General features: G+C 70.4%; 10 protein-coding genes. 6 read left to right on the top strand and 4 right to left on the bottom strand.

Translation table 11 applies throughout. The features are described from left to right. The first annotated feature begins 3 nt into the window (after positions 1 to 3). Complete coding sequence (gene flhB / locus ACK41C_RS18645) at positions 4 to 1,092, top strand: flagellar biosynthesis protein FlhB (protein WP_409657523.1); 1,089 nt, start codon at positions 4 to 6, stop codon at positions 1,090 to 1,092. Positions 1,093 to 1,164: 72 nt separating this feature from the next. Then, the gene (gene cckA, locus ACK41C_RS18650) at positions 1,165 to 3,237 is read left to right on the top strand and encodes a cell cycle histidine kinase CckA (protein ID WP_409657526.1); all 2,073 of its coding nucleotides are present in this window, start codon (positions 1,165 to 1,167) and stop codon (positions 3,235 to 3,237) included. Here cckA and ACK41C_RS18655 read toward each other — a convergent pair. Both ACK41C_RS18655 and ACK41C_RS18660 read right to left on the bottom strand, forming a co-directional pair. Further along, positions 3,234 to 3,647, bottom strand: a complete 414-nt coding sequence (locus ACK41C_RS18655) for a hypothetical protein (RefSeq protein ID WP_409657529.1) — start codon at positions 3,645 to 3,647, stop codon at positions 3,234 to 3,236. The two genes, cckA and ACK41C_RS18655, sit on opposite strands and share 4 nt — an antisense overlap. Positions 3,648 to 3,649: 2 nt before the next feature. Next, a complete protein-coding gene (locus ACK41C_RS18660) occupies positions 3,650 to 4,477 on the bottom strand; it encodes a TIGR02587 family membrane protein (RefSeq protein WP_409657532.1) in 828 nt (275 codons plus the stop codon). A gap of 95 nt (positions 4,478 to 4,572) precedes the next feature. On the opposite strand from ACK41C_RS18660, the gene ACK41C_RS18665 reads away from it, so the two are divergent. Together ACK41C_RS18665 and ACK41C_RS18670 are read left to right on the top strand one after the other, a co-directional pair. Beyond that, positions 4,573 to 5,316: a TVP38/TMEM64 family protein gene (locus ACK41C_RS18665; RefSeq protein ID WP_409657535.1), complete on the top strand. Its 744-nt coding sequence runs from the start codon at positions 4,573 to 4,575 to the stop codon at positions 5,314 to 5,316. 38 nt (positions 5,317 to 5,354) lie between these two features. Beyond that, complete coding sequence (locus tag ACK41C_RS18670; protein ID WP_409657537.1) at positions 5,355 to 5,723, top strand: putative quinol monooxygenase; 369 nt, start codon at positions 5,355 to 5,357, stop codon at positions 5,721 to 5,723. A gap of 3 nt (positions 5,724 to 5,726) precedes the next feature. Here the strand turns inward: ACK41C_RS18670 and ACK41C_RS18675 are convergent, their stop codons facing one another. Both ACK41C_RS18675 and ACK41C_RS18680 read right to left on the bottom strand, forming a co-directional pair. Next, a complete protein-coding gene (locus tag ACK41C_RS18675) occupies positions 5,727 to 7,364 on the bottom strand; it encodes an acyl-CoA synthetase (protein WP_409657540.1) in 1,638 nt (545 codons plus the stop codon). A gap of 108 nt (positions 7,365 to 7,472) precedes the next feature. Then, positions 7,473 to 8,525, bottom strand: a complete 1,053-nt coding sequence (locus ACK41C_RS18680) for a fatty acid desaturase (protein WP_409657543.1) — start codon at positions 8,523 to 8,525, stop codon at positions 7,473 to 7,475. A gap of 149 nt (positions 8,526 to 8,674) precedes the next feature. On the opposite strand from ACK41C_RS18680, the gene ACK41C_RS18685 reads away from it, so the two are divergent. Both ACK41C_RS18685 and ACK41C_RS18690 read left to right on the top strand, forming a co-directional pair. Next, positions 8,675 to 10,483, top strand: a complete 1,809-nt coding sequence (locus ACK41C_RS18685; protein ID WP_409657546.1) for a DUF885 domain-containing protein — start codon at positions 8,675 to 8,677, stop codon at positions 10,481 to 10,483. 13 nt (positions 10,484 to 10,496) lie between these two features. After that, positions 10,497 to 12,308 carry a DUF885 domain-containing protein gene (locus tag ACK41C_RS18690; RefSeq protein ID WP_409657549.1) on the top strand — a complete coding sequence of 604 codons (1,812 nt, stop codon included), beginning with the start codon at positions 10,497 to 10,499 and terminating at the stop codon, positions 12,306 to 12,308. Positions 12,309 to 12,324: the final 16 nt, after the last annotated feature.

Here is a 12,324-nt window from a genome sequence, read left to right on the forward strand (position 1 = left end):
GCCATGGCCGACGAAAACGACTCCGCATCGAAGACAGAAGAACCCACCCCGCGGAAGCTGCAGCAGGCGCGGGAAAAGGGGGACGTCGCCAAGACCCCGGACCTAGCGGCCCTGATGGCGCTTTCCGGCGCGGCGGCGGTGCTGGCGCTCGGAGGCGGATGGCTCGGCCAGAACCTGGCGGCGGGCCTGACACCCTTCATCGCCCGGGCCGGCGAACTGCGGCTGGAAGGCGGCGGGGCGGTGGAGATCGTGCGCCATGCGGTTCTCGCCGGCGCGCCGCTCCTGCTGACCGTGCTGGCCGCGGCGGCGCTGCTCGGAGCGGCGGGCAACCTCGTCCAGCACGGCTTCATGTTCACGCCCGAGAAGGTGAAGCCTGACCTGAAGAAGGTTTCGCCGCTCGCGGCCCTCAAACGGATCTTCGGCCCCGACGGCCTGATGCAGTTCGTCAAGTCGGTGACCAAGATCGCCATGGTGGCCGCCGTCGCCTGGATCGTCATGCGACCCTACGGCCCAACCCTGCGCACCCTCTCGGCGATGGACGCCGCGGCCATCCTGCCCCTCGTGGCCGAGATCCTGCGCAAGCTGGTCTTCGCCGTGGCCGCCCTGATGCTGGTGATCGCCGGCGCCGACTATCTCTGGCAGCGCCAGCGCTTCATGAAGCGCATGCGCATGTCCAAGGAGGAGCTGAAGGAAGACTACAAGGCCACGGAGGGCGACCCCCACGTCAAGGCCAAGCGCAAGCAGATCCAGATGACCCGTTCGCGTCAGCGCATGATGCAGGCCGTGCCCTCGGCCACGGTGGTGGTCATGAACCCGACCCACTACGCCGTGGCGCTGAAATACGAGGAAGGCCAGGCCAGCGCACCCCAGTGCGTCGCCAAGGGGCTGGACGCCCTGGCCCTGAAGATCCGCGCCGTGGCGGAGGAGGCCGGCGTGCCCGTGATCGAGGATCCGCCGCTGGCGCGCGCCCTCTATGCGGCGGTGGAGGTCGACGACGTCATCCCGCCCGCCCACTACGAAGCCGTCGCCAGGATCATCGGCTTCGTCTTCCAGTCCGGCCGCCGCGCGGCGGCCAAACGCCAAGACTCTTAAAACGTGAGACAATCTGTGAGTGATTCGTCTGGGGGCGACGCCTCCTTGCTTCGGATGAACCAGGGTCGCCCCATGGTCGAGCAGAACTCGCAGGATCGTGCGGCCCGCCGCTTCGACCCCATGACCGCGGTCGCCGCGGCCTGTTTCCTGGTCGCCGTGGGCTTCGCCGCTGTGCCGGCCTTGCACGCCGGCCCCACGACCATGGCCGGACTGTTGCTGCTGATCGGACTGGCGGGCGTGGCGTGCCTGGGCCTCTTCGCGCTGCGCTCTTCCGCCGAACCTGTGGCCGAGGCCGAGCCCGGCGCCGACCAGTTGGTCCATGCGCTGACCGAGCCGGCCGCCATCGCCGCCGCCGACGGCCGCATCCACGCCTGCAACGCCGCCTGGAACGAGACGGTGGGCGCGGCCCCGCGCCTGCCCAAGGCGGGTCCCTCCGCCGCCAGTCTGTTCTCTGCGCTCACCGCCGCCCGCCGCGGCGAGATCGGCCAGGCCGCCCTGCGCACCAACGGGACTGAACACGCCGCCACCGTCGCCCCGCTGGGCGCCCGCCGCTTCCTCGTGCGGCTGGTCGACGCTGCGCCTGTGCCGTTGGCCCTCCCGGACGCCTCGCCCGCACAGGCCGCAGCGCCACCCGTCTCGGCCGTTCCCCCGCCCCAGGCGCTCGACGCCTTCGCCGCCGCCTCGCCGTTCGGCGCGGCCCTGCTGGAGGGGGAGGATCCTTTCGAGGCCCGCATCGTCGAGGCCAATCCCACGCTGGCGGCGGTCGCCGGCGGCGGCGAGGCCGGCCAGGCCTTCGGCGAACTGATCGACGCCGCCTCCCGCGAGGACGCTGCGCGGCGTCTGCGCGAGGGCCATGTGGGCGCGCTGGAGGTGCGGCTGGCCCGCGATCCGACCAAGATCGCCCACCTCTACCTGTCGAGGTCTGAGGGCCGCTGGGTCGCCTATCTGGTCGACGTCTCGGAGCAGAAGCAGATCGAGCTGCAGCTCTCCCAGAGCCAGAAGATGCAGGCCATCGGCCAGCTGGCCGGCGGGGTTGCCCACGACTTCAACAATCTGCTGACCGCCATCTTCATGCAGCTGGACGTGCTGGCTCAGCGCCATCCGGTGGGCGATCCCTCCTACGAGGGCTTGAACGAGATCCGCCAGACCTCGGCGCGGGCGGCCGACCTGGTGCGCAAGCTGCTGGCCTTTTCGCGGAAGCAGACGGTCCAGCGGGAGGTGCTCGACCTCGGGGAGCTGATCAGCGAGAGCGAGGTGCTGCTGCGCCGGGTGCTCTATGAGGACGTGAAGCTCGAGACCGAGTACGGCCGCAACCTGCCGCAGGTGAAGGCCGACCGCAGCCAGGTCGAAACCGCGGTCATGAACCTGGCGGTCAACGCGCGCGACGCCGTGCGCGCCCATGGCGGCGGCACCGTCACCATCCGCCTGGCTCGCGTCACCCAGGAGGAGGCCGCCGCCCTCGGCTATCCCGCCGCCCAGGGCGACCAGGCGATGATCGAGGTGTCGGACGACGGCCCCGGCATTCCGCCGGAGGTGATGGACAAGATCTTCGACCCCTTCTTCACCACCAAGCCGGTGGGCGAGGGGACGGGGCTGGGCCTGGCCACTGTCTACGGCATCGTCAAGCAGTCGGACGGCTGGATCAGCGTCGCCTCGAAGCCGGGCGAGGGCGCGGCCTTCCGCATCTTCCTGCCCGTCCATATCGCCACCGAGGAGGCGCCTGCGGCCGTCGTGACGGTCAAGGCGCCGCCCAAGGCCCGGGATCTCTCCGGCGCCGGCCGGATTCTGTTCGTGGAGGACGAGGACGCCATCCGGGGTCTGGCCGCCAAGCTGCTGCGCGCCCGTGGCTACGAGGTGATCGAGGCCGGCTCGGGCGAGGAGGCGCTGGACCTGGCCGAGCAGCACGCCGGCGAGATCGATCTGATGATCTCCGACGTGGTCATGCCCGGGATGCAGGGGCCGGATCTCTTGAAGCAGGCGCGGCGCTATCTGGGTTCGGCGCCGGTGATGTTCATCTCCGGCTATGCGGAGGCCGAGTTCTCGAACCTGCTGGAGGGCGAGGACAACATCTCCTTCCTGCCCAAGCCGATCGACATCAAGACCCTGGCCGAGCGCGTGAAGCAGGAGCTGCAGAAGGCCGCCTAAGGAGAGACGTAGCCCTTGGCGCGCAGGCTCAGCCGGCCCATCGCCGGATCGCCTTGGAAGAACAGGCCGCCCTCGCGCGCCGAGCGCTCCGGAATGTAGTCGAAGGTGGTTTCGGCGGTCTCGATCCCGCCGCCCGGGCCGATGAGCTCGCCCTCTATGGTCACCGCGGCGGCCGGCGACTGGCCGATGTTGCGGGCGCGCACCTCCACCACGTGGCCTGCGGGCGTCGCGACCACTTTGCGGACTTCCGCGGTGACGGCCGGCGGCCCGCCGTCGGACCTCGCGGCGTCCCAGGCGATCACGGCGATCAGGGCCAGGGTCAGACTCAGACCCGCACAGGCCGAGACATACTCCAGCAGCGGCGTCAGCGGCCCGCTCTTGGGCGGCGGCTTTGGGCGGCCTTTCGCCATCGTCAGATCACCAGCCGCGCGGTCGCGCAGCCCAGGGCGGCGGGAAAGGCCAGCACGGCGGTCATCGCCGCGGCCGCCGACAGCGAGGTCCCGTCCAGGCGGCCGAAGGTCCAGAGCGCGTAGAGGCTGATGGCGATGGCGATGGCGTAGCCGGGTGCCGTGAAGGCCAGGAACGTTCCCGCAAATCCGCCGCGGCGCAGGCGCGAGCCCTCGCCTGGGAAGCCCAGGCGATAGACGATCAGGTGCAATATGGCCAACGAGGCGGCGATCAGGGCCAGCGCCTGGTGCGGCGACATCTTGTGGGCGATCAGCGTCATCTCCTCGGTGGGCGCCACGTTGAAGGCCAGATAGACCGCCCCCACCAGCATGACGAACAGTTCGCCCGCATAGCCGCCGTCGGCCTTGGGCCAGGCCTCGGTCACCGCCCGGTCTTCCAGCTGTTTTCCCGCCAGCAGCGCCCCCATGGCCCCAGGCACGGCGCAGAGCGCGATCTTGCCGACCGTTTCCTCCAGGCCGTGATCGGCGTCCAGCACGCCGAACACCGCGAGCGCCGCCGCCGAGAGCAGTATTCCCACGCCGAGCGCAGCGAAGGCGTCGAGCACTTCGTCCTTCAGCCGGAAGGTCGCCTCGAAGCCGGCGAAATAGGACAGGCCCAGCAGCAGGGGCAGGCTGGCCAGAAGGAAGATCAGCAGCCGCGGCCGGTCGACCGCCGCGCCCAGCTCCCACATCTCCATGGTCATCAGCAGGGGAAAGGCGAACAGCAGCGCCCCGCCGAAGGCGCGAGCCAGGCCCCTGGCGTATTCGCGATTGGCCGCGGCGTCGATCTGCATTCGGGGTTTCCAAGCTGCGCCATGGGCGGAACGCCGGCTTGCCCTGATCGTTCCCCTCCGCGACCCGGCCGGCGCCGGGGGCGCGGAGGCTTGGATTGGCCGAGGACTTGACGATGGAGGCGTCCGAGCGGTCGGCGCGCCCGATCCTGAGCACGCTGGCTCGGCTGTCGCCGATCCTGCTGCTGGTTCTCCTGGCGGTGGTGCTGGGCCGTCAGCTCGACGATCTGCGGATCGAGGATCTGCGCCTGCACGAGGCGGAGCTTAGGCAATCCATCGCCGAACGACCGGTGCTGGTGGTGGGCGCGTTCGTCGCCCTCTACGCCGGGGCCACGGCGGCCTTCCTGCCGGTGGGGATCGTGCTGATGCTGGGCGCGGGTTTTCTGCTGGGGCCGTGGCTGGGCGCGGCCGCCTGCGTGGCAGGCAACACCGGCGGGGCGCTGATCGCCTATCTCGCCGCCCGCTATTCGGGTCGAAGCCTGCATCGGCGGGCCCAGGCGGGGCGGCTCGGTCCCTTCATCGACGGCTTCGGACGCAACGCCTTCGCCTACATGCTGGCCCTGCGGCTGTTGCCGTTCAGCCCCTTCGGCCTGGTCAACCTGGCCGCCGGGGTGGCTCGGGCGCCCATCCGGCCGTTCCTGGCGGCCACGGTCGTGGGGGCGATCCCCACCTGCCTGATCTACGCCCATCTGGGCGCGGGGCTGGGCACGGTGTTCCGCGCCGGCCGCGCGCCGGACGTCTCGATCATGACCGAGCCCCGGATCTTCGTGCCGCTGCTGTGCCTGGCGGCCCTGTCGCTGGGCGGCGCGCTGATCTCGCGCCGCCGGCATCGCAGCGGCTGAACCTTGCGCGCCGGACTCCCCGGCGGCTTAATCGGCCCATGTTCGATCGACGCGAAGTTCTGGCCGGCGCAGCCGCCTCGGCCCTGGCGGGAGGAGGCGCGGCCCCCATGTTCGGCCTGCACGGCAAGATCGTCTGCGCGCCTGGCGAGCGCGACCGCTTCGTCGCCATTCTGACCGAGGGGCTGGATTTCCTCCGGACCTTCCCCGGATGCCGCATCTATGTCGTGGCGATCGATCCTTCCTCGGCCGACGATGTCTGGGTGACCGAAGTCTGGGACGACGAGGCGGCCCACGCCGCGTCCCTGAAGACGCCGGAGGTGCAGGCGCTCATCGCCCGCGGCCGTCCGCTGATCGTCGGCGGAACGCGCCAGGTGACGCGGCCGCTCGCCGGGGTGGGCCTGGGCTGATCCTCAGGCGGTGGCGGCGAGCGCCTGCAGGGCCCGCTCGCGGCTGGTCTTGTAGTCGACCTTGCCGTTCGGCGCCCGCCCGATGGAAGGCACCACCACCAGCTCCCGCGGGGCCTTGTAGCCGGCGAGCCGCGTCCGCACGTGGCCGGCCAGCTCATCGAGGGTGGGGGGCGCCGCCTCCGCCTCCGGTTCGACCACAGCGCAGATCCGCTCGCCGAACCGGGCGTCCGGCACGCCGACCACCACCGCATCGCGCACGGCGGGATGGGTCTTGAGCGCCTCCTCCACCTCCTCGGGGAAAACCTTCTCGCCGCCCGTGTTGATGCACTGGCTGCCGCGGCCCAGGAGCTTCAGGGTCCCGTCGGCGTTCACCTCGGCCCAGTCGCCCGGCACGCTCCAGCGCTGGCCGTCCATGATCCTGAAGGTCTTGGCGCTCTTCTCCGGGTCCTTGTAGTAACCCGTCGGCAGGAAGCCCGACACCGCCACCAGCCCCCGCTCGCCGGAGCCGGGTTCGACGCGTCGCCCATCCTCGGTGAATACGGCGCAATTCGGCCCCAGCATGAAGGCCGCCGTCGCCGCCTCCGCTCCGGCCGCCGAGGCCGAGGCCCCCAGGCCGACGGCTTCAGACGAGCCGAAGGAGTCCATGATCATCGCGCCCGGGATGTGGGAAAGCAGGCCGCGCTTGTTCTCCTGGCTCCACATCGAGCCCGACGAGCTCATGGTCTTCACCGACGACAGGTCCCAACGGCCGGGATTGGCCTCCAGGGCCTCCAGCATCGGGGTGGAGAAGGCCAGGCCGACGATCACCACCCCGGCGGCCTTCAGCCGCTCGACCTCGTTCCACAGCTCGATGGCGTTGAACTGGCGCGACGGCAGGCAGGCGACCGCCCCGCCCAGGTTCAGGGTGATGAAGGCGGAGAACTGGCCGGTGCCGTGCATCAGCGGACAGCAGACCAGCGACAGCGGCGGATCGGGCCAGCCGGGGCCGATCCGCTCGGCCGCCTCTTCGATCCGTTCCAGCGGCGGGATGCCGGCCAGGGCCTGGCCGCCGGCGCCGATGACGTTGAAGAGGTCGTCCTGCCGCCACATCACGCCCTTCGGCATGCCAGTGGTGCCGCCGGTGTAGAGCAGCAGCAGGTCGTCGGGCGAACGGCCCCACGGGGCGCGGAACGGCCGCCGGGCCGGCGTTCGGGCGACGATCGCCTCGTAATCCTCGGCCCAGGCCGGGGCCGGGCGTCCCGGCTCGGCCACGGCGATCCACAGCTTCACCTTCGGCAGGCGCGTGCGCAGGGGCTCCAGGGTGTCGGTGAAGCCCGAGTGGAAGATCACGGCTTCGGCGTCGGCGTTGTCGAACAGATAGGTCAGTTCGTCGCCGCCGTAGCGATAGTTGGTGTTGAAGGGCGCGAGCCCCGCCTTGAAGGCGGCGTAATAGGTCTCGAGGTACTCCGGGCCGTTGTAGAGATAGGCCGCCACCTTGGCTCCCTGGCCGAGGCCCGCGGGGACCAGCCGGTCGGCGAGGGCGTCGGCGCGGGCGTCGAAGTCGGCCCAGCTCACCATCCGCTCGCCCTGGATCAGCGCCGGCCGCTCGGGCTGCTTGCCGGCGATCGCCTCCCACACGTCCGCAAAGGTCCAGGCGGTCACCATATCCTCCCAAGTCTTGTGCTTTGGGAGGCAGTTGGGGGCGAGGGCGGCGCCTTCGTCAATCCTGACGCCGGGGCAGTTTACGCTGGGGGAAGGGCGATCGTTCCGTCAGGCCAGGCGGGGGCGGCGGCGGATCTCGCGGAAGGAGACCAGCCTTTGGGCGGCCTCGTCCCACAGCGCCAGGCGCACGGTCTTGAACCCCTCCAGGAAGCCGACGCGGCTCATGGCCTTCAGCTCCGGATGGTCCTTCAGCACCTGCGGCAGGCGGTAGAAGGGGATGCGGCTCGACAGGTGGTGCACGTGGTGGATGCCGATATTGGCCGTCAGCCAGCGCAGCGGCTGGGGCAGATCGTAGTGTGAGGAGCCCTTCAGGGCGGCCTCGTCGCGCTTCCAGTCCTTGCTGCGGGCCCACGCCACGCCCTCGAACTGGTGCTGGACGAAGAACAGCCAGACCCCGATGGTCGCGGCCACCACCATGGTGGTGAAATTGACCAGCACGATCGGCAGCACGCCGACCAACCACATCAGGACGGCAAGGCCCGCCACGACCGCGGCCGTGTTGCCCAGGGTGGAGAGCCAGGGCCGCCAGCCGGCCTTCATCATGCCGATGGGCAACCGCTGCTGGAGGAAGAAGACGAAGACCGGCCCCAGTCCGAACATCACGACGGGATTGCGATAGAGCCGGTAGCCCAGCCGCTTGAGAGGAGGCAGGGCCAGGTATTCGTCCACGGTGAGCATCTCGATCACGCCGAGGCCGCGCCGATCCAGGTCGCCGGAGGTGGCGTGGTGCATGGCGTGGGTGCGCCGCCAGTAGTCGTAGGGGGTGAGGGTCAGGACGCCGATGGCACGCCCGACCCAATCGTTGGCGGCCTTGGCCTCGAAGAAGGCGCCGTGGCCGCAGTCGTGCTGGATCATGAACAGCCGCACCAGGAAGGCCGCGGCGGGGACCGACAACAGCAGGCCCGCCCACCACAGGCCGAAATCCGTGGCCACCCAGCCCAGAGTCCAGATCCCCGCCAAGGCGGCGGCCGTCAGGACCAGCTCGAATACGCTGCGCCGCCAGTCGGGGCGCTTGTAGGGGGCGAGCCGGCGGCTCCAGTCGGCGGGTTTGGCTTCGGCGGTCACGTTCGGCGGGTTCTCGGCTTCTGGAGTCACGGGCATGGTCTGCCTGCGAAATGCGTCGTCTCTAAGACGGGGCGTATCCTTGCATTACGGCGATTTAACCCGCCGCGCCACGCCCTCGTCTTGCCCCTGCGCGGCTGCGCCCCCTAGGGTCCCGTCACATTTGTAACAATCGGGGTGGAAGCGCCATGCAGAGCCGTCGCCAGTTTCTGTTCTCCGCCAGCGCCGTCGCGGCCCTGGCGCCCGTCGCCGCCTGGGCCCAGGGGCCTGCGGAGGCCCAGCTTTCGGCCTTGCTGGAGCGGTTCTTCGAACAGGCGTTGGACGACTCGCCGCAGCTGGTCACTCAACTGGGCCTCGATTCCGGCGCCCGGGCGGCCGCCAAGTTCAAGCTGGACGACGCATCCCTGGCCGAGCGCGAGCGCAACAAGGCGCAGAACGCCGAACAGCTGCGCCAGCTCAAGGCGATCGATCGCAGCAGCCTCTCCGGCATGGCGGCGGTGAACTACGACAGCGTGCTGTTCGGGATCGAGACCACCGATGCGGCGGCCCGGCGCTTCGACTACGGCTTCCTGGGCGCCGGCTTCCCCTATGTGGTCTCCCAGCTCAGCGGTTCCTACCAGTCGGCGCCGGACTTCCTCGACAGCCAGCACCGCATCGAGACCAAGGAGGACGCCGACGCCTATCTGGCCCGGCTGGAGGCCTTCGCCACGGTGATGGACCAGGAGACCGAGCGGGCGCGCCGCGACCATGGCCTAGGCGCCCTGCCGCCTGACTTCGTCATCGAGCGCGCCCTGACTCAGATGACCGGCCTGCGCAGCGCGCCGGCGGACTCGCCGCTGGTCTCGTCAGTCGTCCGCCGCACGGCCGAGAAGGGTATCGCCGGCGACTACGGGGCGCAGGCCTCGCGCATCTACACCGACAAGGTGCTGCCGGCGCTGGAGCGCCAGATCGCCCTCTTCGAGGCCGCCCGGCCGCGGGCGGTGCACGACGCCGGCTGCTGGCGCCTGCCCGACGGCGAGGCCTATTACGAGCACGCCTTGCACGCCTCGACCACCACCCGGCTGACCGCCGAAGAGATCCACCAGATGGGTCTCGACCAGGCCCGCTCGCTCTCGGCCCGCGCCGATACGATCCTCAAAGGCCAGGGCCTGACCCAGGGCTCGGTGGGCGAGCGGATCCAGGCGCTCTTCAAGGATCCGAAGCATCACTATCCGAACACCGACCCCGGCAAGGTCCAGCTGATCTCCGACCTGAACGCGATGGTGGCCGAGGCCTACAAGTGGCTGCCCCAGGCCTTCGGGACCCTGCCCAAGGCGCCCATGGAGGTCCGCCGCGTCCCCGCCTTCATCGAGGCCGGCGCCCCGGGCGGCTACTACAACCAGCCGAGCTTGGACGGTTCGCGGCCGGGCATCTACTGGATCAACCTGCGGGATTCGGCCGAGAACCCGAAGTGGACCCTGCCGACGCTGACCTATCACGAGGGCGTTCCGGGCCATCACCTGCAGCTGACCCTGCAGCAGGAGGCGGACCTGCCGATGATCCGCCGGGCCACCTTCCTGTCGGCCTATGGCGAGGGCTGGGCGCTCTATTCCGAGGAACTGGCCAAGGAGATGGGGGTCTACGACAGGGACCCGCTGGGCGAGCTCGGCATGCTGCAGGCCGCGCTCTTCCGCGCCGCGCGGCTGGTGGTCGACACCGGCCTGCACGCCAAGCGCTGGAGCCGCGAAAAGGCCATCGAGACCATGACCTCCATCGACGGCTCGCCGGCCTCGGCCGCCACAACCGAGATCGAGCGCTACTGCGTCTGGCCGGGTCAGGCCTGCAGCTACATGGTCGGCAAGCTGGAGTGGCTGCGGCTGCGGGAGAAGGCCAAGGCGGCGCTCGGCCCCCGCTTCGACCTGCGCAAGTTCCATGACGCCGGCCTGCTGATCGGGGCCGTGCCGCTGACGGTGCTGGAATCCGTCGTCGACGGCCATATCGCGCAGACGCGCGCCTGAGCCGGGAGGCGTCATGAAGCCCTTCGATCGCCGCTCCTTCCTCGCCGGCGCCGCCGGCGCGGCCCTTCTCGCGACCCAGCCGGTCCGCGCGCTTGCGCAGACGCCGGAAGACGCGCGCCTGCGCGCCCTGTTCGACGCCTTCTTCGACGAGGCGCTGGACCGCTCGCCGGAGGGCGTCACCCGGCTCGGCCTCGACAAGGGGGCTCGCGCCGCGGCCAAGTCGCAGCTGGACGACGCCTCCCTCGCCGCCGTGGCGCGGGACAAGGCGCACAACGCCGACCAGCTCCGCCGGCTGTCGGCCATCGAGCGCGCGCGCCTCTCGCCCGGCGAGACGCCGAACTACGATGCGGTGAAGTTCACGCTGGAAACCAACGCCGAGGCGAACGCCCGCTTCGCCTATGGCGGAACCGGCGCCGGCAGCCCCTATGTGCTCTCCCAGCTGACCGGCGCCTATCAGGACGTGCCGGACTTCCTGGGCTCCCAGCACGGGATCGAGACGGCGGCGGACGCCGAAGCCTATCTCACCCGCCTGGAAGCCTTCGCCACGGTGATGGACCAGGAGCTGGAGCGCGCCCGCCACGATGTGGCGCTCGGCGTCATCCCGCCGGACTTCGTGGTCGAACGCAGCCTCACCCAGATGCGCGGCCTGCGGACCGCGCCGGAGGCCTCGCCGCTGGTGGCTTCGGTGGTGGACCGGACGCGGGAAAAGGGGATCGCCGGCGACTGGCGCGGCCGGGCCGCAGCGATCTATTCTGAAAAGGTGGCGCCGGCGCTCGGGCGCCAGATCGCGTTCATGCAAGGTCTGCAGCCGCGGGCGGTCCACGAGGCCGGCGTCTGGCGCCTGCCGGACGGCGAGGCCTACTACCAGCTCTCGCTGCGCCACTACACGACCACCCGGCTGACCGCCGACGAGATCCACGAGTTGGGCCTCGACCAGGCCCGCCGGCTCTCCGAACGGGCCGACGTGCTGCTGCGCGGCCAGGGCTACACCCAAGGCACGGTGGGGGAGCGGATCGCCGCCCTCTTCAAGGATCCCAAGCACCACTATCCCGACACCGACGAGGCCAAGGTCCAGTTGATCGAGGATCTGAACGCCATCGTCCGCGCCATCGAGCCGCGCCTGCCCGAGGCCTTCGGGGCGCTGCCCAAGGCGCCGGTGGAAATCCGCCGCGTGCCCAAGTTCATCGAAGCCGGCGCGCCGGGCGGCTATTACAACCGCCCCGCCCTCGACGGCTCCCGGCCCGGCATCTACTGGATCAACCTGCGGGATTCGGCCGAGAACCCGAAGTGGACCCTGCCGACGCTCACCTATCACGAGGCGATTCCCGGCCATCACCTGCAGCGCTCCCTGCAGCAGGAGGCGGACCTACCCATGCTGCGCCGTATCGCTGGCTTCCCGGCCTATAGCGAGGGCTGGGCGCTCTATTCGGAAGAGCTGGCCAAGGAGATGGGCGTCTATGAGAACGACCCGCTCGGCGAGATCGGCATGCTGCAGGCGGCCCTTTTCCGCTCCGCGCGCCTGGTGGTCGACACCGGCCTGCACGCCAAGCGCTGGAGCCGGGAAAAGGCCATCGAGACCATGGTCTCCATCGACGGCAGCCCGGAAAGCGCCGCGGCGACGGAGATCGAGCGCTACTGCGTCTGGCCGGGCCAGGCCTGCAGCTACATGGTCGGCAAGCTGGAGTGGCTGCGGCTGCGGGAGAAGGCCAAGGCGGCGCTCGGCGCCCGCTTCGACCTCCGCCGTTTCCACGACGCCACCCTGCTCTCCGGCGCCATGCCGCTGACCGTGCTGGAGGCGGTGGTCGACCGCCATGCGGCGGGGTAGGGGGGGCTGAGCAGCT

It is taken from the genome of Phenylobacterium sp. (assembly GCF_046290725.1).
Classification (GTDB): Bacteria; Pseudomonadota; Alphaproteobacteria; order Caulobacterales; family Caulobacteraceae; genus Phenylobacterium.

Bases quoted from the DNA above. Each gene is read 5' to 3' on its own strand.
- flhB (WP_409657523.1), top strand. From the start codon at position 4: ATGGCCGACGAAAACGACTCCGCATCGAAGACAGAAGAACCCACCCCG.
- ACK41C_RS18670 (WP_409657537.1), top strand. From the start codon at position 5,355: ATGTTCGATCGACGCGAAGTTCTGGCCGGCGCAGCCGCCTCGGCCCTG.
- ACK41C_RS18655 (WP_409657529.1), bottom strand. From the start codon at position 3,647: ATGGCGAAAGGCCGCCCAAAGCCGCCGCCCAAGAGCGGGCCGCTGACG.
- ACK41C_RS18685 (WP_409657546.1), top strand. From the start codon at position 8,675: ATGCAGAGCCGTCGCCAGTTTCTGTTCTCCGCCAGCGCCGTCGCGGCC.
- cckA (WP_409657526.1), top strand. From the start codon at position 1,165: ATGGTCGAGCAGAACTCGCAGGATCGTGCGGCCCGCCGCTTCGACCCC.
- ACK41C_RS18690 (WP_409657549.1), top strand. From the start codon at position 10,497: ATGAAGCCCTTCGATCGCCGCTCCTTCCTCGCCGGCGCCGCCGGCGCG.
- ACK41C_RS18660 (WP_409657532.1), bottom strand. From the start codon at position 4,477: ATGCAGATCGACGCCGCGGCCAATCGCGAATACGCCAGGGGCCTGGCT.
- ACK41C_RS18680 (WP_409657543.1), bottom strand. From the start codon at position 8,525: ATGCCCGTGACTCCAGAAGCCGAGAACCCGCCGAACGTGACCGCCGAA.